The organism is Ruegeria sp. BB10 (genome assembly GCF_056535725.1).
In genome coordinates, this window is the sequence record NZ_JBQFIW010000001.1 from 3689014 (window position 1) to 3709432 (window position 20419).

At 58.7% G+C, this 20419-nt stretch carries 21 protein-coding genes; 13 read left to right on the forward strand and 8 right to left on the reverse strand.

Translation table 11 applies throughout. From position 1 onward, the window contains the following. Positions 1 to 9: 9 nt before the first annotated feature. A complete protein-coding gene (locus ACR3EP_RS18805) occupies positions 10 to 1962 on the reverse strand; it encodes a 3-hydroxyacyl-CoA dehydrogenase NAD-binding domain-containing protein (protein WP_480638955.1) in 1953 nt (650 codons plus the stop codon). Between the two features lie 141 nt (positions 1963 to 2103). Between ACR3EP_RS18805 and ACR3EP_RS18810 the strand changes: the two genes are divergently transcribed. The 13 genes from ACR3EP_RS18810 to ACR3EP_RS18870 all read left to right on the forward strand — a co-directional run bounded on the left by ACR3EP_RS18810 (position 2104) and on the right by ACR3EP_RS18870 (position 14583). Next, the gene (locus ACR3EP_RS18810) at positions 2104 to 4398 is read left to right on the forward strand and encodes a bifunctional salicylyl-CoA 5-hydroxylase/oxidoreductase (protein WP_480638956.1); all 2295 of its coding nucleotides are present in this window, start codon (positions 2104 to 2106) and stop codon (positions 4396 to 4398) included. Continuing rightward, positions 4395 to 5126, forward strand: a complete 732-nt coding sequence (locus tag ACR3EP_RS18815; protein WP_480638957.1) for an SDR family NAD(P)-dependent oxidoreductase — start codon at positions 4395 to 4397, stop codon at positions 5124 to 5126. The genes ACR3EP_RS18810 and ACR3EP_RS18815 overlap by 4 nt, the downstream gene beginning before the upstream one ends. Continuing rightward, positions 5123 to 5590, forward strand: a complete 468-nt coding sequence (locus ACR3EP_RS18820) for a MarR family winged helix-turn-helix transcriptional regulator (protein WP_170350925.1) — start codon at positions 5123 to 5125, stop codon at positions 5588 to 5590. The genes ACR3EP_RS18815 and ACR3EP_RS18820 overlap by 4 nt, the downstream gene beginning before the upstream one ends. After that, positions 5580 to 6380 carry an enoyl-CoA hydratase family protein gene (locus ACR3EP_RS18825; protein ID WP_480638958.1) on the forward strand — a complete coding sequence of 267 codons (801 nt, stop codon included), beginning with the start codon at positions 5580 to 5582 and terminating at the stop codon, positions 6378 to 6380. Before ACR3EP_RS18820 ends, ACR3EP_RS18825 begins: the two co-directional genes overlap by 11 nt. Continuing rightward, positions 6380 to 7531, forward strand: coding sequence for an acyl-CoA dehydrogenase family protein (locus ACR3EP_RS18830; RefSeq protein ID WP_480638959.1), 1152 nt, complete (start codon positions 6380 to 6382; stop codon positions 7529 to 7531). The genes ACR3EP_RS18825 and ACR3EP_RS18830 overlap by 1 nt, the downstream gene beginning before the upstream one ends. Further along, on the forward strand, positions 7531 to 9162 hold the full coding sequence (locus tag ACR3EP_RS18835; protein ID WP_480638960.1) for an AMP-binding protein: 1632 nt from the start codon (positions 7531 to 7533) through the stop codon (positions 9160 to 9162). Before ACR3EP_RS18830 ends, ACR3EP_RS18835 begins: the two co-directional genes overlap by 1 nt. 110 nt (positions 9163 to 9272) lie before the next feature. Further along, positions 9273 to 10403, forward strand: coding sequence for an ABC transporter substrate-binding protein (locus ACR3EP_RS18840; protein ID WP_480638961.1), 1131 nt, complete (start codon positions 9273 to 9275; stop codon positions 10401 to 10403). 52 nt (positions 10404 to 10455) lie between these two features. Further along, entirely contained in the window at positions 10456 to 11376 is a 921-nt protein-coding gene (locus ACR3EP_RS18845; protein WP_480638962.1) for a branched-chain amino acid ABC transporter permease, read from the forward strand. Next, positions 11373 to 12359: a branched-chain amino acid ABC transporter permease gene (locus ACR3EP_RS18850; RefSeq protein ID WP_170350931.1), complete on the forward strand. Its 987-nt coding sequence runs from the start codon at positions 11373 to 11375 to the stop codon at positions 12357 to 12359. Before ACR3EP_RS18845 ends, ACR3EP_RS18850 begins: the two co-directional genes overlap by 4 nt. After that, complete coding sequence (locus ACR3EP_RS18855; RefSeq protein ID WP_480638963.1) at positions 12352 to 13101, forward strand: ABC transporter ATP-binding protein; 750 nt, start codon at positions 12352 to 12354, stop codon at positions 13099 to 13101. The genes ACR3EP_RS18850 and ACR3EP_RS18855 overlap by 8 nt, the downstream gene beginning before the upstream one ends. Next, positions 13098 to 13784: an ABC transporter ATP-binding protein gene (locus ACR3EP_RS18860; RefSeq protein ID WP_170362127.1), complete on the forward strand. Its 687-nt coding sequence runs from the start codon at positions 13098 to 13100 to the stop codon at positions 13782 to 13784. The genes ACR3EP_RS18855 and ACR3EP_RS18860 overlap by 4 nt, the downstream gene beginning before the upstream one ends. After that, positions 13784 to 14191 carry an acyl-CoA thioesterase gene (locus ACR3EP_RS18865; protein WP_170397804.1) on the forward strand — a complete coding sequence of 136 codons (408 nt, stop codon included), beginning with the start codon at positions 13784 to 13786 and terminating at the stop codon, positions 14189 to 14191. Before ACR3EP_RS18860 ends, ACR3EP_RS18865 begins: the two co-directional genes overlap by 1 nt. Beyond that, positions 14188 to 14583, forward strand: coding sequence for a RidA family protein (locus ACR3EP_RS18870; protein ID WP_170377946.1), 396 nt, complete (start codon positions 14188 to 14190; stop codon positions 14581 to 14583). Before ACR3EP_RS18865 ends, ACR3EP_RS18870 begins: the two co-directional genes overlap by 4 nt. A 24-nt stretch (positions 14584 to 14607) precedes the next feature. Here ACR3EP_RS18870 and ACR3EP_RS18875 read toward each other — a convergent pair whose 3' ends face one another. The 7 genes from ACR3EP_RS18875 to ACR3EP_RS18905 all read right to left on the reverse strand — a co-directional run bounded on the left by ACR3EP_RS18875 (position 14608) and on the right by ACR3EP_RS18905 (position 20374). Then, entirely contained in the window at positions 14608 to 15354 is a 747-nt protein-coding gene (locus tag ACR3EP_RS18875; RefSeq protein WP_170362130.1) for an outer membrane beta-barrel protein, read from the reverse strand. Positions 15355 to 15403: 49 nt separating this feature from the next. Beyond that, complete coding sequence (locus ACR3EP_RS18880; RefSeq protein WP_480638964.1) at positions 15404 to 16648, reverse strand: DUF3179 domain-containing (seleno)protein; 1245 nt, start codon at positions 16646 to 16648, stop codon at positions 15404 to 15406. A 59-nt stretch (positions 16649 to 16707) separates the two neighbouring features. Continuing rightward, on the reverse strand, positions 16708 to 17499 hold the full coding sequence (locus tag ACR3EP_RS18885) for a sulfatase-like hydrolase/transferase (RefSeq protein WP_480638965.1): 792 nt from the start codon (positions 17497 to 17499) through the stop codon (positions 16708 to 16710). Next, positions 17496 to 17894, reverse strand: coding sequence for a hypothetical protein (locus ACR3EP_RS18890; RefSeq protein WP_480638966.1), 399 nt, complete (start codon positions 17892 to 17894; stop codon positions 17496 to 17498). Before ACR3EP_RS18890 ends, ACR3EP_RS18885 begins: the two co-directional genes overlap by 4 nt. Next, positions 17848 to 18375, reverse strand: a complete 528-nt coding sequence (locus ACR3EP_RS18895) for a sulfatase-like hydrolase/transferase (RefSeq protein WP_480638967.1) — start codon at positions 18373 to 18375, stop codon at positions 17848 to 17850. The genes ACR3EP_RS18890 and ACR3EP_RS18895 overlap by 47 nt, the downstream gene beginning before the upstream one ends. Positions 18376 to 18479: 104 nt before the next feature. Next, positions 18480 to 19898, reverse strand: a complete 1419-nt coding sequence (locus ACR3EP_RS18900) for a sulfatase-like hydrolase/transferase (RefSeq protein WP_480638968.1) — start codon at positions 19896 to 19898, stop codon at positions 18480 to 18482. A gap of 8 nt (positions 19899 to 19906) precedes the next feature. Continuing rightward, positions 19907 to 20374 (reverse strand): hypothetical protein, encoded by a 468-nt coding sequence (locus tag ACR3EP_RS18905; RefSeq protein WP_480638969.1) that lies wholly within the window; start codon positions 20372 to 20374, stop codon positions 19907 to 19909. Positions 20375 to 20419: the final 45 nt, after the last annotated feature.

Below are 20419 nucleotides of genomic sequence, written 5' to 3' on the forward strand. Positions count from 1 at the left end.
TCAATCCACCTAAGGGTGGTGTTTCCGGAACATCGGGCCGCCGCGCCAGCGTGGAAATCCATAACCGTTGACCATAACCACGTCGATATCCTCGGGGCGGCGTGCTATGCCTTCCGTCAAAAGGGCCTGTGCCTCGGCCTGCATGGTGGTCAGAAGGCGCTGGACGATCTCGGTATCGGATACCGGAATGCGGGCGATCTTCTTGCGCGCGGATTCGGCCAGAACAAGGTTCTCCACCCATTGCGACGGGGTCGCATTGCCGCCTGCGTAATCGTACCAACCTTGACCGGCCTTGCGCCCGAAACGTCCCGCCTCACACAGCTTGTCGGCGATGTGAACATAGCGCTGGGCGGGGTCGCGGGTCGCAGCTTGGCTTTTGCGCTTGGCCCATCTGATGTCGAGGCCCGCAAGGTCCTGCATCTCAAACACACCCATGGGAAAACCAAAATCGCGCATCGCCTGATCAACGTCCCATGGAAGGGCACCGTCTTCGACCATGTATTCGCATTCACGTCGATAGGCAGACATGATGCGGTTGCCGATAAACCCGTCACATACACCGGAGGGCACGGCGATCTTTCCAAGCTTACGCGACAGCGCAAACCCTGTGGCCACGACGGATAGGGCGGCACTGTCTGGGATGATGACCTCAACCAGTTTCATGATGTGGGCGGGTGAGAAAAAGTGCAGGCCGATCACACGTTCGGGGTGTCTGGCTTGGGCGGCCATGGCGCTGATATTCAGATAAGACGTGTTGCTGGCTAGAATGGCGTCGCGCCGGATATGCTTATCTAGCTCCTGAAAGACCTGCGCTTTCAGCTCCATGTCCTCGAATACAGCCTCGATGATCAGATCGGTTTCGGTCAGAGCTTCGAATGTGGTCGTGGTTGATAAAGCGGCGGTCAGAGCCTCCTGCTTGTCTTGGTCAATCAGGCCGCGCTTTCTGCTGTTGTCTAGGATGGCTGTGATGCGACCTTGCCCGGCTGCACGGGCAGCTTCGTTCCGTTCAGCCAAGGTCACTGGCAGCCCTGCCAACAAGCAGGCGGCGGCGATTCCGGCCCCCATGGTGCCCCCACCAATCACGCCGATGCTTGTGAGCGGATGGGGTTCAATGTCCTTCAGTTCGGACAGTTTTGACGCTGATCGTTCAGCAAAGAAGATGTATCGCAAGGCCGCGCTTTGCGGGTCGGATTTCAGGGTCAAAAACGTCTCACGCTCTTGAAACAGAGCTTGATCCGCGGGCAGATCGAGCGCGGCTTGCACGGCCCTTGCTGCTGCGGCAGGCGCATGTGCGCCGCGCGCTTTTGTGATGATGCGGGTCTTTGCTGCTTCCCAAGCTGTTGGGTCCATAACTGGTTTGGCGTTCCGGTGCCGCAATGCAGTTCTAGGCCGAGCGTTTGCGGCCGACCGGGCCAGCGCACTGGCACAGGCCATCAGGTCACCGTCGGCGATACCGTCAATCAAACCCAGGTTCAGCGCCGTCGCGGCCGAGATCGGCTTGCCGCTGGTCACCATGTTCAGAGCCTCAAGCGGGTCGATCAGGCGCGGTAGTCGAACGGTGCCGCCCGCGCCAGGGATCAGGCCCAGCGTTACCTCGGGCAGGCCAAACCTGGTGCTGCGCAGCGCCACGCGGTGACTGCACCCAAGCGCGATCTCAAGTCCACCGCCAAGGACAGAACCGTGCAGTGCCGCGACCCAGGGCTTTATTGTGTCTTCAATCGCCTGGATGACGTCCGGCAGGTGGGGTTCCATTGGCGATTTGTCAAACTCGCGTACATCCGCACCAGCAGTGAATGTCCGACCTTCAGCGCACAGTATGACGGCCTTGGCAGAGGTGTTCGCTTCGGTCTCAGCAATGGCTGCCAACAGCCCCGCGCGCACTGCCTGACTGGCCGCGTTCACAGGCGGGTTGTCGATCGTCACAACCGCCAAATCGTCCTTTGTTTCGACACGCAACACCATCCGGCCACCCGACGTTTTGGAGAATAATTGAAAGCGTAACTTCCCGCAAAAAAACTTCAAGCATAAAATATTTTAACTTGAAGGGATCAGCGACTCGGTCTAGCGTTTAAGGTATTCAGACGGATGAAGGGAAGTTTAGCGATGCGCATTGCTTGCCTTGGCGGCGGACCGGCGGGTCTTTATTTCGGGATTTCGATGAAGCTTCGAAATCCGGCGGCCGAGATTGAGGTGATCGAGCGCAACCGACCCGATGACACCTTTGGCTGGGGCGTCGTTCTGTCCGATGAAACGTTGGACAATCTGGCGGTCAACGATCCGATCAGCGCTGAGAGAATTCGGGAACAGTTTGCCTATTGGGACGATGTGGCGCTGGTTCACAAAGGCCAGCGCACTGTGTCTGGCGGGCATGGGTTCTGCGGCATCGGGCGCAAGCAGCTGTTGCTGATCCTGCAGGCCCGCGCCCGCGAATTGGATGTGAAGATGCGGTTCGAAACCGAGGCTGCATCCGCCTTGGACTATATGGCCAACTATGACGTCGTCATTGCGTCGGACGGGCTGAATTCGAAAACCCGCGCCGAGTTTTCGGATGTGTTCAAACCGGATATCGACCAGCGCCTGTGTCAGTTTGTGTGGCTGGGAACGCACCAGAAATTCGACGACGCCTTTACCTTTATCTTCGAGAAGACCGATAAGGGCTGGGTTTGGGCCCATGCCTATCAATTCGATCCAGACACCGCGACTTTCATTGTCGAATGCACACAAGAGACATTCGATGCCTATGGCTTTGACAAGATGAGCCAGCAGGTCTCGATTGCAGTTTGCCAAGACATCTTCAAGGATCATCTGGGCGGGCATGCTCTGATGACCAATGCCAACCATATCCGTGGCTCAGCCTGGCTGCGGTTTCCGCGCGTGCTGTGTGAGAAATGGAGCCACGACAACGTCGTTTTGCTGGGGGATGCTGCGGCTACGGCGCATTTCTCGATCGGGTCGGGAACCAAATTGGCGTTGGAAAGCGCGATTGCGCTGGCCGAGTATATCCACAGCGAAGACACGCTTGAGGCTGCCTTTGCCCGTTATGAAGACGAACGGCGGCTCGAAGTACTGCGACTGCAATCGGCGGCGCGGAACTCGGTTGAGTGGTTCGAGGATGTTGAACGCTATCTGGATCTGGATTCCGTGCAGCTGAACTATTCCATGCTGACCCGGTCGCAACGGATCAGCCATGAAAACCTGCGCGAACGCGATGCTGGGTGGCTGGGCCGGGCCGAGGCCTGGTTCATGGCGCAAGCCGGGGTCGGGATCAACGCTCCCGCCCGCGCGCCCATGTTTGCGCCATTCCGTCTGCGTGGGATGGAGTTGAAGAACCGGATCGTGGTCTCACCCATGGCACAGTACAAGGCCGTGGATGGCTGCCCGACCGACTGGCATCTGATCCACTATGGCGAGCGCGCCAAGGGCGGGGCAGGGCTGGTCTATACCGAGATGACTTGTGTCAGTGCCGATGGTCGCATCTCGCCAGGTTGTCCCGGTCTGTATGCGCCCGAGCATGAGGCGGCATGGCGCCGCCTGACCGATTTCGTCCACACCGAGACCGACGCCAAGATTTGCTGCCAAATCGGTCATGCCGGGCGCAAAGGATCGACGCGCATCGGGTGGGAGGGCATGGATCAGCCGTTGGAGGAAGGCAACTGGCCCCTGATCTCCGCCTCGGCCATTGCGTGGTCAGACGACAACGCCATACCCAAAGCGATGGATCGGTCGGATATGGATCGCGTCATGGCTGAATTCGCAGCAGCCGCCCAAATGGCTGATCGCGCCGGGTTCGACATGATAGAACTGCACGCGGCTCATGGGTATCTGATCTCGTCCTTCATCTCTCCGCTTTCAAACACACGAGACGACGACTATGGCGGCAGTTTGGAAAACCGCATGCGTTACCCGCTTGAGGTGTTCGCGGCCATGCGCGCGGTCTGGCCCGAGGCCAAGCCGATGGCAGTGCGTATATCGGCCAGTGACTGGGCGGGTGAAAACGGCATCACACCGGAAGAGGCCGTTGAGATCGCGGCGATGTTCGAGGCGGCGGGGGCGGATATCGTGGATGTGTCCGCAGGCCAGACCTCGACACAGGCGCAGCCGATTTATGGGCGGATGTTCCAGACCCCATTCTCGGACCGTATCCGCAATGAACGTGGCATCAAGACAATGGCAGTTGGCAACATCTACGAGGCCGACCACGTCAATTCGATCTTGATGGCAGGGCGCGCCGATCTGGTCTGTCTGGCCAGACCGCATCTGAACGACCCTTATTGGACCTTGCACGCAGCCACGGCGCTGGGCGACCGGCAGGAGATCTGGCCAAAACCCTATGAGGCTGGGCGCGATCAGGCCTGGCGTCTGGCCGACCGCGACGCGGAAATGGCAGGTAAGGTATGAGTCATGTGGTCATATCAGGCGGTGGCACCGGGGTCGGTGCAGCGATTGCGAAGACGTTTGCTGAGGATGGCGTGGTGATCACTCTTTTAGGTCGGACCGAGGCTACCTTGCAACAGCAGAGCCTACCTTTCGAAGTCTGCGATGTGACCGACACGGTGCAAGTACAGGCCGCTTTCGAGTCAGCCCGCGCCCAACGCGGCCCGGTCACGGCGGTCATCGCCAATGCAGGCGCGGCGCATTCGGTGCCGTTTGCCAAAATGACGGCGGATGACCTGCGCGGCATGACCGAGGTCAACTTGATCGGTGTATTCAACGTCTGGCAGGCCGGGCTGGCAGACATGCAGACGGCGGGCGCTGGGCGTCTGGTCGCCATCGCCTCGACAGCGGGATTGAAAGGCTATCCTTACGTCTCTGGCTATTGCGCCGCGAAACACGGGGTTATCGGCCTTACCCGCGCGCTGGCAGTTGAACTGGCCCCGACCGGGATCACCGTCAACGCCGTGTGCCCCGGTTTTGTAGATACGCCGATGCTGGAACGTTCGATCGAAACCATCGTCGAAAAAACGGGGATGAGCGCAGAGGACGCCGCCGCCTCGCTTCACCGGGGCAACCCCCAACGCCGGTTTATCGAAACGGATGAGGTCGCCAGCGCAGTGAAATGGCTGTGCTCGGACGCAGCGAAGTCCGTGAACGGTCATGCGCTCAGCCTTTCGGGAGGTGAAATATGACCCCGACCCTTGCACACCCCCCGCTTGAGGATGCCTCGAAAGAACGGCTGCGCCTGTGGTTGCGTCTGTTGAAAACCACCCGAGGTATCGAGGCCAAACTGCGTGAGAATTTCCGGGCCGAGTTCGACACGACCTTGCCCCGGTTCGACGTGATGGCAGCGCTCTCGCGCTTTGAGGGCGGCCTGAAAATGAGCGAGATTTCCGGCGTGCTGCGCGTCTCCAATGGCAACGTGACCGGGATCGTGGACCGGCTGGCTGACGATGGCCTGCTGGTGCGGGTGCCGGTGCCCGGAGACCGCCGCGCCCATCGCGTGTGTATGACCCAAAAGGGCCGGGCGGAATTCGCCCGCCAGGCCGCCGCGCATGAGGCATGGATCGCCGATATGCTGGGTCAATTCTCGGCCGAGGATGCAAGGACGCTCACCACTGAATTCAGCCTGCCGGAGGAGCCTAATGATCCGTGACGTCAAACATTTCCAGTGTGAGGTGCAAGACCGCGTTGCCACGGTCAGCTTGGACCGGCCTGAGCGGAAAAACCCACTGACCTTCGACAGCTATGCCGGGCTGCGCGACTGGTTTCGCGATCTGGTCTATGTCGATGATGTGGACGCGGTGGTCTTTGCTTCGAATGGTGGCAATTTCAGCTCGGGTGGCGATGTGCATGACATCATCGGCCCGCTGACCCGCATGAATATGAAAGAGTTGTTGGCCTTTACCCGCATGACCGGCGATCTGGTCAAGGCGATGGTGAATTGCGGTAAGCCGGTGATTGCGGCGGTGGACGGTATCTGCGTTGGGGCTGGAGCGATCATCGCCATGGCATCCGATCTGCGTATCGCCACACCACAGGCGAAATGCGCCTTTCTGTTCACACGGGTTGGGCTGGCTGGTTGTGACATGGGAGCCTGTGCCATCTTGCCCCGTATCATCGGGCAGGGGCGGGCGGCAGAGCTGCTCTATACCGGACGGTCTATGAGCGCCGAGGAGGGGCTTGGCTGGGGGTTCTACAACAGCGTGGTCGAGGCGGATCAGCTTGAGGGCGCGGCGCAGAACATGGCCCGGCGTATCTCTGCGGGGCCGAATTTCGCCCATATGATGACCAAAACCATGTTGGCGCAGGAATGGTCCATGTCGATCGAACAGGCCATCGAAGCCGAGGCACAAGCGCAGGCCATCTGCATGCAGTCCGGCGATTTTGAGCGTGCCTACAACGCCTTTGTCGCCAAAGAAAAACCAGAGTTCGAGGGGGATTGATGGCAGATCGCAGCTTCCTGTCATGGCCATTTTTCGAGCCACGCCACCGCAACTGGGCCGCGCGAGTCGAAGAGGTCGTGCAGGAGCTAAAGGTCGACCATGCGGACACGGATGCCGCCTGCCGCGCGCTGGTGCGTGACTTGGGCGCGGCGGGGCTGCTGCAGCCAACTGCGGATGAAGACGGCCAGTTGGATGTGCGGACTTTGTGTCTGACCCGGGAAATCCTTGCCCGGCATGATGGGTTGGCTGATTTTTCCTTTGCCATGCAGGGTCTTGGCACCGGTGCGATTTCCCTGTTCGGCTCACCCCAGCAAAAGGCCGAATGGTTGCCTAAAACGCGCAGCGGGCAGGCGATTTCGGCCTTTGCGCTGACCGAGCCGCAGTCAGGATCCGATGTGGCGAATTCTGCCATGACCGCGACATGTGATGGCGATCACTATGTTCTGAACGGCGAAAAGACGTGGATATCGAACGGGGGCATTGCCGATGTCTACACCCTGTTCGCCCGCACGGGCGAGGCGCCGGGTGCTAAGGGATTGTCTGCCTTTGTGGTAACACCCGACTTTCCGGGGTTTGAGGTTGCCGAACAGCTGCACACCATCGCTCCGCATCCGCTGGCGACACTGCGGTTTTCTGATACGCGTATCCCAGCGTCGGCGATGATCGGCGCGCCCGGTGCCGGGTTCAAGATCGCCATGTCAGTGCTGGATGTGTTCCGCTCGACCGTGGCGGCAGCGGCCTTGGGGTTCGCCCGGTGCGCGTTGGATGAGGCGTTGACGCGGGTCAGTACCCGGCATGTGCAAGGCGCGCCGCTGTTCGATCTGCAGATGGTGCAGGGGCACATCGCCGATATGGCGCTGGACGTCGATGCGGCGGCGCTTCTGGTCTACCGCGCCGCCTGGACCAAAGACAGTGGGGCACCACGGATCACACGTGAGGCCGCAATGGCCAAGCTTTTTGCCACCGACCACGCGCAGCAGGTCATCGACAAGGCGGTACAGCTGTTCGGCGGTGACGGTGTCCGATCGGGCATGCCGGTCGAGGCGCTGTACCGTGAAATCCGGGCGTTGCGCATCTACGAGGGTGCCTCGGACGTTCAGAAAGTGGTCATCGCCCGTCAGGCAATGGCCGCGCATAGGGAGGGGAAGTGATGTTGGGACCGTCCGCACATATCGATACGTTCAGCCGCGATAGCTTGCCGTCCGAGGAGCAGTGGCCAGATTTTCTGTTGGATGGGTTCGACTATCCCGACCTTCTGAATGCTGCGTATGAGCTTACCGATGCGATGGTGGACAAGGGGTTTGGCGACAACATCGCGCTGATCGGAAATGGGCGGCAGCGGACCTATAAAGAGCTGACCGACTGGACCAACCGTCTGGCGCATGTGCTGGTCGAAGATATAAGAGTACAGCCCGGTAACCGTGTGTTGATCCGTTCGGCAAATAACCCGGCCATGGTGGCCTGCTGGCTGGCCGCGACCAAAGCTGGGGCCGTGGTCGTCAACACTATGCCCATGCTGCGGGCGGGAGAGTTGACCAAACATGTGGACAAGGCCGAGATCCAGTTCGCCCTGTGCGATACGCGTTTGATGGAGGAAATGGAAACCTGCGCACAGGGTAGCCGGTTCCTAGAGCGCGTCGTGGGGTTCGACGGCACCTCAAACCACGATGCCGAACTTGATCGTCTGGCGCTGGAAAAACCGGTTCAGTTCGAATGCGTGCAAACGGGTCGCGATGACGTTGCCCTTCTGGGATTCACCTCAGGTTCGACCGGAGAGCCCAAGGCCACGATGCACTTTCACCGCGATCTGATGATCATCGCCGATGGTTATGCGCGCGAGGTTCTGAACGTGCAGCATGAGGACGTCTTTGTCGGGTCCCCTCCATTGGCATTCACTTTCGGGCTGGGTGGATTGGCGGTGTTTCCACTGCGATTTGGGGCAACGGCGACCTTGCTGGAACAAGCCTCTCCCTCCGGTATGATCGAGATCATCGAGAAGTATAAAGCCACCGTCTGTTTCACAGCTCCAACCGCCTATCGGGTCATGTTGCAAGCGATGGAGGACGGGGCCGATCTGTCCAGCCTGCGCGCTGCCGTTTCGGCGGGCGAGACGTTGCCCAAACCCGTCTATGACGACTGGATTGCACGTACAGGCAAGCCGATGCTCGATGGCATCGGGGCCACGGAATTGCTGCATATCTTCATCTCAAACCGGTTCGACGATCACCGGCCCGCTTGCACCGGAAGGCCGGTCAAAGGGTACGAAGCGAAGGTTTTGAACCGCGACGGGACTGAGGCCAAAACGGGCGACATTGGCCGATTGGCGGTGCGAGGCCCGACCGGCTGCCGATATCTGAATGATGATCGTCAAAAGGATTATGTTCACGACGGCTGGAACATCACCGGCGACAGTTTCTATCAGGACGAGGGCGGCTATTTCCATTTCGCGGCACGCAATGACGATATGATCGTCTCGGCCGGGTACAATATCGCAGGCCCCGAGGTCGAAGCCGCGCTGCTGGCGCACGAGGCCGTGCTGGAATGCGCAGTGATAGGCGCCCCAGACCCGGATCGGGGCGAAATTGTCGAGGCGCATGTCGTGCTGACCGAAGGTGCTGTGGCAGAGGATAGCCTGCGCGAGGCGCTGCAAACTCATGTCAAATCCGTAATCGCGCCCTACAAGTACCCACGCTCGATCCGGTTCTGCGACGCGTTGCCAAAGACTGCGACGGGAAAAATTCAGCGCTTCAGGTTGAAATCCCCCTCGACGAACGGGGCGTGATCGGTGTGAATAGCGGCAAAACAAAAAAGAACGCCCTGTCAGGGGCATAGGCTGAACGCGGGGAAGATTGGCAAAAGGCGCGTTCGAAAGACCAACGAAGGGAGATGAAGATGAAAAAGTTTCTAGCGGCCGCTGCGGTTTCCGCGCTGTGCGCCACCGGTGCGGTGGCCGAGGTCAAGGTCGGGATGATCACCACGCTGTCTGGCGGCGGGGCCGGGTTGGGCATCGATGTGCGGGACGGGTTCATGCTGGCCATCGCGCAAACGGGCCGCGACGATATTGAGGTTGTAATCGAAGACGACCAGCGCAAGCCCGACATCGCCGTGCAGTTGTCGGACAAGATGATCCAATCCGAACGGGTTGACGTGATGACCGGGATCATCTGGTCCAACCTTGCCATGGCGGTTGTGCCTGCGGCGGTGAACCAGAACGTATTCTATCTGTCGCCCAATGCGGGCCCGTCTCCCTTGGCCGGGAAAGGTTGCCATCAGAACTATTTCAACGTCGCCTGGCAGAACGACAACCTGCACGAGGCCGCCGGGGCCTATGCCAACGGTGCGGGCTATAAGAACAGTTTCATTCTGGCCCCGAACTATCCGGCTGGCGTGGATGCCTTGACCGGCTATAAGCGGTTCTTCGAGGGTGACTTGGCCGGTGAAATTTATACCGAACTGGGACAGACCGACTATGCTGCTGAAATCGCCCAAATCCGGGCTAGCGATGCAGACAGTGTGTTCTTCTTCCTGCCGGGCGGTATGGGGATTTCCTTCCTCAAGCAATATGCCGACAGTGGGATCGACCTGCCCGTGGTCGGTCCGGCCTTCAGCTTTGATCAGGGCATCCTGCAGGCAGTTGGTGATGCGGCAATGGGTGTGGTGAACACCTCGCAGTGGAACAAGGATATCGACAACCCGACCAATGCGGCGTTTGTGGAAAGCTTTCAGGCGGAATACGGACGTCTGCCTTCGCTCTACGCAAGTCAAGGGTTTGACACCGCCAATCTGCTGCTGTCGGCGCTGGACAAGGCCGACCCGTCAGATGCCGATGCTTTCCGTGAGGCGCTGCGAGCGGCCGAATTCGACAGTACCCGCGGTGATTTCAGCTTTGGCCCGAACCATCATCCGGTTCAGACCATCTATGCGCGCGAAGTGATCAAGGAAGGCGATGTATTCACCAACAAGATCCTTGGCGTTGCGCTGGAAAACCACTCTGACGCTTATGCGGACGAGTGCAAAATGTAACTGACCCTCTGCCTGCCCCCGATTGCGGGGCGGGCAGACCACCGGAGTTCCCATGTCCTCGATCCTGATTGTCGAGCAGATCCTTAACGGGCTGCAGTTCGGTGTGATGCTGTTCCTGATGGCGGCTGGTCTGACGCTGATTTTCGGCGTGATGGGCCTGATCAATCTGGCGCACGGGTCCCTTTACATGGTGGGGGCTTTTGCCGCCGCCGCCGTAGCTGGTGCCACAGGGTCCTTCCTGCTGGCGTTGGTCGCCGCCTTGGCCGCCGCAGCGCTGGCCGGAGCGATTGTCGAGATGGTTGTAATCCGACGATTGTATAACGCGCCGCATTTGGATCAGGTGCTGGCCACCTTCGCGCTGATCCTGATCTTTTCTGAAGGCACGCGTTGGGTCTTTGGTTCTTTCCCCCTGTTTCTGGACATCCCCGACGCGCTGTCGGGGCCTGTCACATTGCCGGGCGGGATCGAATACCCGCTGTATCGCCTGACCCTGATTGGCATCGGGCTGGCTGTGGCCGTGGGGCTGTGGGCGCTGATCGAACGCACCCGATTGGGTATCCAAATTCGCGCCGGTGAGAATGATCGCGAGATGATTGCAGCGCTGGGCGTAGATATCTCGAAACTCTACACACTGGTCTTTGCGCTGGGCGCGGCGCTGGCCGGGTTGGCGGGTGCTTTGGTTGGGGCGATCCAATCGGTTCAGGTCGGTATGGGCGAGCCGGTGCTGATCCTCGCCTTTGTGGTCATCGTTATCGGCGGCATCGGCTCGGTGCGCGGAGCCTTTATCGGAGCGCTGCTGGTCGGGCTGACCGACACGCTGGGCGGGGTGTTCCTGCCCGAATTGTTCAAGCTGTTCATGGACAACGGTGCGGCGCAGAAAAGCGGCTCGGCGCTGGCCTCGATGGGGATTTATGTGCTGATGGGGCTGGTGCTGATCTGGCGACCTACTGGCTTGTTCGGAGCACGCGCATGAGGTTGAATGAGAAATACCTCAATGCCGCGATGATCTTGGGCCTGCTGGTGTTGCCGCTTTGGGCCGTTGTGGCTGATCAACCCTTTACGATCACATTGGTGACGCGGGCGGTGATCCTTGCGCTGGCGGCGGTGGGGTTAAACATCATCCTTGGGATCGGTGGCATGGTAAGTTTCGGCCACGCCGTGTTCTTCGGGATCGGAGGCTACGCGATGGGCATCCTTGCCTATCACGCGCAGACCTACACGGCGCTTGATCTGGGACTATTCACCACCGATGGCACCAAAGCTATGCCGGTGATCTGGCTGGTGGCGATGATCCTTTCAGGGATTGTGGCGTTCTTTATCGGGCTGCTGTCGCTGCGCACGTCCGGGGTGTATTTCATCATGATCACGCTCGCCTTTGGGCAGATGTTTTTCTACTTCGCGATCTCCTGGGCGCAGTACGGGGGGGAGGATGGGCTGTCGATCTATGTCCGCAACGACTTTCCTGGTCTGAACACACTAGCACCGATCCAGTTCTATGGCATCTGTTTCACGCTGCTTTGTGTGGTGCTATTTCTGTTCGCCCGCCTTCAAGGCTCACCCTTCGGATTGGCGCTGAACGCGGCGCGTCAGACGCCCACTCGGGTTGAGACCGTGGGCCTGAACCCGATGCGGTTGAAGCTGTTGGCCTTTGTCCTTTCGGGGGCAATCACCGGGTTGGCAGGCGCGCTGTTTGCAGACCTGAACCGCTTTGTCTCCCCCACGATGTTCAGTTGGCAATTGTCGGGTGAATTGATCGTGCTGATCATCATCGGAGGGGTGGGGCGCTTGATGGGGCCGGTCATCGGGGCCTGCGTCTTTGTCGCGTTGGAACATTTTTTGGGCGAGCTAACTGACTTCTGGCACGTCTATTTGGGCGTGGTCCTGCTGTGTATTGTGCTGTTCGGGCGCGGGGGGCTGATCGGTCTGCTGACCGGGAAAGAGGGGGCACATGTCTGATCCCGTCCTTTCCACGCTGAACCTGACCAAAAGCTTTGGCGCACTCAAGGCCACCGACGACGTGTCGATTGACCTGATACCCGGCGAAATCCATGCTATCATCGGCCCAAACGGGGCGGGCAAATCGACGCTGATCCAACAGATTTGCGGTGGGTTGCAGCCAGATTCCGGGCGGGTCCTGCTGAATGGTCAAGATGTCTCGGGGCATAGCACGCAGGCGCGGGCGCGGGACGGGCTGGGGCGCACCTTTCAGATTTCCCAATTGTGCATGGAAGATACTGTTCTGGAAAACGCCGTGCTGGGCGCGATGGGGGCCGAGCATATGGCTTGGCGGTTCTGGCGACCTGCCTTGAAACGACCCGTGCTACGCGAGCGGGCCGAGGCAGCGTTGGAGCGCGTGGGCCTCAGCGATGACCGCGATACGCGCTGTGCCAACCTCAGCCATGGTCAGCGGCGGCAATTGGAGGTTGCAGTTGCTTTGACCTTGTCCCCAAAAGCCTTTGTGATGGACGAGCCAATGGCCGGGCTTGGTGCCGGAGGGTCGAAACGACTGACGGGTTTTCTTGACGGGCTGAGGCAGGAAGCGCCCATTTTGCTGGTCGAGCACGACATGGACGCGGTTTTTGCGTTGGCCGATCGGATCAGCGCGCTGGTCTATGGCAAGGTCATCGCCACGGGCACGGCGGACGAAATCCGCACCAGCCGCGAGGTGCGCGACGCCTATCTGGGGGACGAGGCATGAGTCTGCTGCGGATAGAAAACCTCAGCGCCTCTTACGGTGTCAGTCAGGCCCTGTTTGGTGTGGATCTTGAGATTGCGCAGGGTGAGGTCACTGCCCTGATGGGGCGGAACGGGATGGGTAAGACCACCACGGTAAAGGCCATTTGCCGGATGATCCGGTCAGACGGCACGCTAACGCTGGACGGTCAGGACCTGCATGCGCTGCCCAGTCACAAGGTCGCGCGCAAAGGCGTGGGGCTGGTGCCCGAAGGCCGCCGCTGTTTTGCCGACCTGACTGTGCGTGAAAACTTGATTGCGGCGGCACGCCCAGGGGATTGGACCCTGCGTGGTGTGACCGAGTTGTTTCCCCGGTTGGGTGAACGGCAGGGGCAACGGGCGGTTTCCCTGTCGGGAGGAGAGCAGCAGATGCTGGCGATAGGCCGCGCGCTGATGACTAACCCCCGACTGCTGATCCTGGATGAGGCCACCGAGGGGCTTGCCCCGATCGTCCGGCAGGAAATCTGGGCAGCGCTGCACCGCCTGCGGCAAGAGACCAACGTGGCGATCCTGCTGATCGACAAATCGTTAAAGGAGTTGGCGGCTGTGTCTGACAAAGCGGTCATTCTGGAGCGGGGCCGCACCGTCTGGACCGGTGCCATCACTGACCTGACCCCTGAAATTTCCGAAAAATATGTGGGGGTCTGATGGCGTTTGAGTTTCATCAAAAAGTCTTGTTCAAACATTGCGACCCTGCCGGTATCGTGTTCTTTCCGCGTTACTTCGAGATGATCAATGATTGCGTCGAGGCGTTCTTTGATCAGGGTTTGAACGCGCCGTTCCACGATCTGCATCGCGCAGGTGCCGTACCAACTGTTCAGATCCAGACCCAGTTTCCCGCACCCAGCCGCCATGGAGACCAATTGGTTTTCCAACTTGAAATCACACAGATCGGCAACAGCTCGGCGGGGTACACGATGACCGCCCGTTGTGGGGACGAGGTGCGGCTGACAACTTTGGCGACATTGGTCCACGTCAACGCCGATGGCCGCCCCGAGGCGTGGCCAGATACCATCCGCAGCAAGCTGGAAACATTCAGAAAGGACGCGACATGAGCCACAAGATCATTCAGCCCGACGGCTGGCTTCCGGCCAAAGGCTATGCGAACGGCGTTCTGACTAAGGACGGAACCTTGCATATTGGCGGCCAGATCGGATGGGACGCGAACAAGGAATTCGTCAACGGCGGCTTTATTGGCCAGATGAAACAGGCCCTGCAAAATATCGTGGACATTGTCGAAGCCGCAGGTGGTGAGGTAACCGACGTGACCCGCTTGACCTGGTTTGTCATCGACAAAAGCGAATACCTGGCAAAACAGGCCGAAGTCGGCGCAGCCTATCGCGAGGTGTTTGGCAGGCACTTCCCCGCCATGTCGATGATCATCGTTGCCGGTTTGGTCGAAGACGAAGCCATGGTTGAGATTGAGGCCACAGCGCATCTGTCGTAACCCCGGTTGTTAAAGATTGCGCACTCAGAACCGGTAAGTAGCACCTATCAGCGGGCCGGATTGATCGAATTCGTAATCATTGCCGTCAATATCGTGGTCGAAAGATATGTAACGGTATCCACCCCGCAGCATCCACCTGTCGTTGATGATGTAGTCTGCAGTCAGCAGAACCGACCAGGTCTGGCTGCCGCTGCGAAATCCTCCGTAATCCACATAAGCGGTGCTGGTCCATGAATCGGATAGCGTAAACCGTGCCCGGACCCCAACTACCGGGTCGACCCAACTTTCGTCGGCAGTAGAGGTAAAGGCGGGACCTCCCACAGGTGTCAGCGAGAAATCAGTGTCGGTACTGTACCACCTGAAGCCGCCCGCAAGGTCCACCTTGACGGTTGGATCATTGCGCACTCGGTAACCCAGTAAGGCCGTCAGGAACTGTGTCTTGACCGAAGTTTCAAGATCGCCGCCGCCAGGCCCGGTATCGCCAAAGGACAAGTTGGTATAGTTATAGTCGGCCAGCACGCTCCATTGCCCGTTTGTTGCCGCCAGCGCGCCCATGAACGCAAAGTCGAGGTTTTCCAGCGCGTCTGTAAAGCTAAGTGTCGCGTCAAGCGTACCCCTAGGGGTTTCAATGCTGGTCTCGGTCTCGGGCATGAACAGATAGATAGTGGCCTCGTAAGACCAATCGGACTGCTGCGCCGAGGTGGGTGCTGCCACGGATGTCAGTAAGGCCGCTGCGACGGTGCCGAGCCTTGTTTTTTTGGTTTGTACCATTCTGTCCCTCACTATTTCTGTCTTAAATTATGTGTTTCCGAAATGGGTTCTATGCCGCTACGTCCTCAGAATCCGTTGCGCCCGAGCCGACGCGATTTATGTCAGTGTCCGGGAAAAACTCGGACCAGACGTGCCAGAATATTCCGGCCCGCAGAGTTTCTACCCGTTGCAACTGACCCTGGTCCGACACACCCCAGAAATCGCAATGTGAAACGGGCTGACCACTGTCATTATACCACACGCCCAAGCTTTCGTATTTCGGGTCCAAACTGACTACGACATCGCGGCCACCGACGGTGGCGTTGACGATCCAGTTGTTGTCGATGACGAAATCATCCGTCCAGCAGGCGGCATCCTTGCCGATTGTGATCCCCCAGACATAGGTCTTGTTGGGCAGCCGGTCATCGGAACGATCCATATTGTCCATCACGGGTGCTTCTTCCTGATGCTGGCGGCCGATGCCCCAGCCAAAGGTGATTTCGGTCACCATGTCCAGCAGCCGCAGCAGAGGATTGGACGAGGGTTTGTTCAGAAAGACTTCGCCGTCGGGAAAGGCCTTTTGGAATCCTCGGAACGTCATCCGGTAGGTCGGCCAGGGCTTCATCTGCGCCTCGGGGCGCAGGGGGCAGGCGAGCCCATCTGCGTTCGGGTCGCGGTCAGCCTCGCGGAAGCCATAGATATGCTGGATCGGTTCGCCGGATTCATTGTCGCGCAGGATCAGGTTGTTGCCGTGCTGGGCCAGCACCTCAAGGTCCAGCCGCTTGCCCTCGATCCGTGGGGTGTATCCCTGACCGAGGTTGGCCATTGCGCAATAGGTCATCACCACATCTTCACCGCCCAACCCATCGACGTCACCGGCCAGATGAGGTCGCATGATCTGTGCATCCGGGTGCGCGCGGGCATGGCCGTTGTGATCCATCACGATGACCGGCGCGGTTGGGCCGACGTATTTGCGGGCCTCACTGATCGGAAAGAATGCCGCCTCGTTCAATTGGTTACGCAGGCCCAGATGCACCCAGACATAAGGGAAGCCGTAAAAGAACAGCACCAGCAACGCAGACAAAGCCCACAACCAGAACGACCCGCCACCCAAAAAGAGAAAGGTCAGCGTGGAGACGGCAAATGCGCCCAACCCGATACCGATCAGGCGGTATTCATGCCGGATGAACCGCACCATATTCTCGCGCTTCACCTTCAACAGCATTTGCGAGATGTCGCCCAGATCGCGGAAATAGACAAAGCCAATGCCAAGCGACACCACTATGCCAAGTGCGAAGATTATGTTTCCAGCCATCGCCTTACCTGCTGTCAGTTGAAAAGGCCGCCCGCGGAAATACTGCGGGCAGTCTAAGCTTATTGTTGTGACGATTGGCGTTTGACCAGGAACGCTTCAACCGCTTGCTGTGTCTCGGGGCGGATGTTGTCGATGCCCTCGTACGGAACACCCGTGGCCGGAGGAGTATCCGGGAATTTTTCCTTTCGCGCATTGTGGCGCCCGAGAATCCGAACGAACTCCTGTCCACCCCAGGCACCAACTTCGGTCGACACCGAATACTCCTCACGCGTGTCGCGATATAGGTCGAAAAACTTGGCAACAATCGGGCTTTCACCGGGTCCCGGCAGCTTGAGCTTGAGCTGATCTTTGACGATAGCTTCGGGCTTGGCGACCGAGTAGATGATCACGTGATCCCGGCGTGCTTTGGATTCATCGGCAAAAAGAAGTGCGGCCGACTGGTCCACACCATCGACAAGCCGGTCGCGAGGGATGAACTCTTCCGCACCAGCAAACCGCGCAAACGTTGTGTACATGTCAGAGACATGAACAATGCTGTTCAACAATGCGTCTTCTTCAATCATTCCCGGCCAGCGAATAAAGGCATCAACACGAACACCACCTTCTGTCGTGTCAGCTTTTCCACCGCGGAAGATCATTGGGGTGAACCCTGATTGCGGAGAATACTTGGTGAAATGGCCATTGTCGCCCATTACGACAATGATGGTGTTCTCAGTTAGCCCAAGCTCGTCCACTTTGGCGAATAGGTCACCAAGCCATTGATCCAGCAACTGCATTTTGTCGACATACAGCCCGCCGTTGGCGCTTTCGGGTCCGTCACGACCAGCACGCGTGTTATCCAGGGGAATCATTGGCCAATATTGGAGAAAGAAAGGTTCTTCATCGCCGGCCAAACGCTCAAGTTCAGACAGGGTTTTGTCCTGAAGGCTTGGTTCATCTCGTCGTATTTGGCGGCATTCCAACGTTCGCCTGTTTCCATGCGGATTTCGCGGATCGGACCGTCGGCCTCGCCTTCGATTACTGTCATCATCGCGGATGCATCAGGTCTGAACCAATTGTCCAAAGTGTATTTGTCGTCATAATCGCGGATCGCGACAGATACCTGTTCCTTTATGGCATCATCGTTGAAAATGGTCAGTTGTCCTTGCTGGTGTACGGCCATTTGGGCGTAGTCAAAGCCTTGGTTCATGGCCCAGCTTTCAGCGATGTCCGCCCATGTGCCATTTTCCGACATGGCTTGTGGCATAGCCCGCCTGTTTCAAAACTTCCGGTAGGGTGACCTCGTCGCCGGGCAAGCCAAACCCTGCTATATCCACGGCGGTGTCGCCCATCCCCATCCTTACCGGCAAACGCCCAGTCATCTGTGCCACACGGGTCGGTGTGCATGATGGCTCGGTGTACATACGCACCATCCGCATAGCCTGATCCGAAAAGTCGTTGATATTTGGCGTTTCATATCCCCGCACCGCGTTCAGTTCGGGGATGCCCATGTCGCCGAAGCCCATATCATCGATCAGCACGCTGACAATGTTTGGAGGGTTGCCGCCGTTGCGGTCCCGAAAAGTGGCCAATGCATCGTTTACAGCAGCATCATCCTGTGCCCATTGGTCGGCGTGCTGGGCTTGCAGAACGTAAAATTCGGCGTCGTGCTGAATGGGGTTTTCCTGCGCCAATGCCGATGTGGCCACAAGACCTGATGACAAGGTGATTAACCATCCCAGTTTCATTCCGTACTCCCCTTGTATGCATGATGTTCTCTTGGCCTATGGCTGCCGAGGCATTCTCACATTGAAACATTATGATGTTTATTTCTAAAATTCTACGGTTTACCTCATTGCCAGCTCATGAAGGTTTCGCGCGCCAGTTCCGATTCCGGACGCAGGTTTTCGATCCCTTCATAGGGCAGGCCAGTGCCAATCTCGGAATGCGGGTATTTGGCGATCATTTTCTGATGGCGTTTGACCATGTCCTGAAACGAGGCCCCGGCCCAAAGGGAATACCCCACCAGCGGGTGTTGTTCGCGCGGGTCGCGATAGATGTTGTAGGTCGGTGCGCCAGCGCCGGGTTGTCCGGGGGCAGGCAGGTGCATCTTGAACTCTTGCTTGACCACAGACCGTAGGACCGGCCCCTCGTAAACATAGACATAATCGCGCCGTCCGTGGCCTTCGCCGTTCAGCAAAAGGGCGGTCTGGTCGATGCCGTCAATTACACGATCGCGCGGGATATAGTCCGTCGCTCCCGCGATCCTGGCCATGGTGGTGTATATATCAGAGACGTGAAAGATATCGCCGGCTGCACTGTTGGCTTCGACGACGTTGGGCCAGCGGATGAAGGCATCGGTGCGCACACCGCCCTCAAGATGCTGGGTCTTGCCACCGCGATAGATCAACTGGTTCAGGCCTGAGGTGCCCTCGTAGTGATACATCAGGCCATTGTCGGCCATCAGGACGACGATTGTGTTGTCGGCTTCGCCGGTTTCTTCCAGCGCGGCCAGCAGATCACCGATCCAGCCGTCCAGCAATTGAAGCTTGTCCGCGTGAAAGCCCCCGTTGCGTGAAATCGCCTGATCGGGATAGACGAAATTCAGCGGGTAAAGCGGCCAGTATTGCAGGAAGAACGGCGCATCTTCAGCCGCAACGCGCTGAAGTTGTTCCAGAGCTTGCTGCTGATAGCGCAGGTTCATGTCTTCGTATTTCGCCTGGGTCCAAACCTCGCCCGCCGCCATGTCGACTTCGCGGGCCACGCCCCCCGCCTCGGCCTCGACACCTGTGACCAGACCGTAGGGTTTGAACCTCGCGTCCAAAAGGAACTGGTTATTCTGCCCTTCCGGAACATAACCGAGCATGGCATTGGACCGCATCGCCTCGGGGGTCATGAGGCTCAGCTGTACTTGTTGGTGCAGGGGGAAGGCGGCCCAGTCGAACCCCTGATTGTGGGGGTAGGATTGTTCGATGTCGCCCTGATGCCATTTGCCGACATGGGCGGTGTTATAGCCCGCTTGTTTCAGGATTTCTGGCAGGGTTACTTCTGAGGCCGGAAGACCCTCGCCCACCAGCGCCACCTTGACCTCTTCCACCCCGGCTCGCACCGGATGGCGGCCCGTCAGCATTGCCGTGCGTGTGGGTGTGCAGGAGGGTTCTGTATACATTCGCATCAGCGACAGACCCTCGGTTGCCAGCTGGTTGATGTTCGGTGTCTCGATCCCCATGACGTAGTTCATCTTGCGGTCGCCCATCTGACCAAAGCTCACGTCATCAATCAGGATGTAAAGGAAATTGGGTGGTTGGCCGCCATTCGCATCGCGGATTTCGGCAAGCTTGGCGTCAATTTCAACATCCTGTGCGTCCCAGTGCCGAACTGCGCGCGCAGGTATTCGAACTCACCATCGTGAATGATTGGGGTGTCCTGAGCAATGGCCGGGCTGGCGGTCAGGATCAGCAGGGGCAGAAGGGTACAGAGTTTCATGGTCAACCTTTCACTCATTTGTGCGGTCAGGGGCGTGCAGCCGTTTTCAATACTGCTTCGCAGGTCCGAGACACTTTCGGCCAGATCCGCGAGGTAACGGGTCTGCGTTCCACCTGCGGATCGCGGGGCAAGCGCCAACTCGCGGAGTACCTCGTGGTAATCGGCGCAGATTTGGTTAAACTCCTTGTCCCGCGCGCGCAAAGCCTGCAATTGATGTGCCGCGCCGGGAAACTGTGCTGCAAAGAAGTCATCATCTGTCATTGTAACGGCATCCGCTGGATTCGCCATTCAAACATGCCTGTCCAA

Bases quoted from the DNA above. Each gene is read 5' to 3' on its own strand.
- ACR3EP_RS18815 (WP_480638957.1), top strand. From the start codon at position 4,395: ATGAGTCATGTGGTCATATCAGGCGGTGGCACCGGGGTCGGTGCAGCG.
- ACR3EP_RS18895 (WP_480638967.1), bottom strand. From the start codon at position 18,375: ATGAAACTGGGATGGTTAATCACCTTGTCATCAGGTCTTGTGGCCACA.
- ACR3EP_RS18845 (WP_480638962.1), top strand. From the start codon at position 10,456: ATGTCCTCGATCCTGATTGTCGAGCAGATCCTTAACGGGCTGCAGTTC.
- ACR3EP_RS18805 (WP_480638955.1), bottom strand. From the start codon at position 1,962: ATGGTGTTGCGTGTCGAAACAAAGGACGATTTGGCGGTTGTGACGATC.
- ACR3EP_RS18840 (WP_480638961.1), top strand. From the start codon at position 9,273: ATGAAAAAGTTTCTAGCGGCCGCTGCGGTTTCCGCGCTGTGCGCCACC.
- ACR3EP_RS18865 (WP_170397804.1), top strand. From the start codon at position 13,784: ATGGCGTTTGAGTTTCATCAAAAAGTCTTGTTCAAACATTGCGACCCT.
- ACR3EP_RS18810 (WP_480638956.1), top strand. From the start codon at position 2,104: ATGCGCATTGCTTGCCTTGGCGGCGGACCGGCGGGTCTTTATTTCGGG.
- ACR3EP_RS18835 (WP_480638960.1), top strand. From the start codon at position 7,531: ATGTTGGGACCGTCCGCACATATCGATACGTTCAGCCGCGATAGCTTG.
- ACR3EP_RS18830 (WP_480638959.1), top strand. From the start codon at position 6,380: ATGGCAGATCGCAGCTTCCTGTCATGGCCATTTTTCGAGCCACGCCAC.
- ACR3EP_RS18855 (WP_480638963.1), top strand. From the start codon at position 12,352: ATGTCTGATCCCGTCCTTTCCACGCTGAACCTGACCAAAAGCTTTGGC.
- ACR3EP_RS18905 (WP_480638969.1), bottom strand. From the start codon at position 20,374: ATGACAGATGATGACTTCTTTGCAGCACAGTTTCCCGGCGCGGCACAT.
- ACR3EP_RS18870 (WP_170377946.1), top strand. From the start codon at position 14,188: ATGAGCCACAAGATCATTCAGCCCGACGGCTGGCTTCCGGCCAAAGGC.
- ACR3EP_RS18885 (WP_480638965.1), bottom strand. From the start codon at position 17,499: ATGATTCCCCTGGATAACACGCGTGCTGGTCGTGACGGACCCGAAAGC.
- ACR3EP_RS18820 (WP_170350925.1), top strand. From the start codon at position 5,123: ATGACCCCGACCCTTGCACACCCCCCGCTTGAGGATGCCTCGAAAGAA.
- ACR3EP_RS18825 (WP_480638958.1), top strand. From the start codon at position 5,580: ATGATCCGTGACGTCAAACATTTCCAGTGTGAGGTGCAAGACCGCGTT.
- ACR3EP_RS18860 (WP_170362127.1), top strand. From the start codon at position 13,098: ATGAGTCTGCTGCGGATAGAAAACCTCAGCGCCTCTTACGGTGTCAGT.
- ACR3EP_RS18890 (WP_480638966.1), bottom strand. From the start codon at position 17,894: ATGCCACAAGCCATGTCGGAAAATGGCACATGGGCGGACATCGCTGAA.
- ACR3EP_RS18850 (WP_170350931.1), top strand. From the start codon at position 11,373: ATGAGGTTGAATGAGAAATACCTCAATGCCGCGATGATCTTGGGCCTG.
- ACR3EP_RS18880 (WP_480638964.1), bottom strand. From the start codon at position 16,648: ATGGCTGGAAACATAATCTTCGCACTTGGCATAGTGGTGTCGCTTGGC.
- ACR3EP_RS18875 (WP_170362130.1), bottom strand. From the start codon at position 15,354: ATGGTACAAACCAAAAAAACAAGGCTCGGCACCGTCGCAGCGGCCTTA.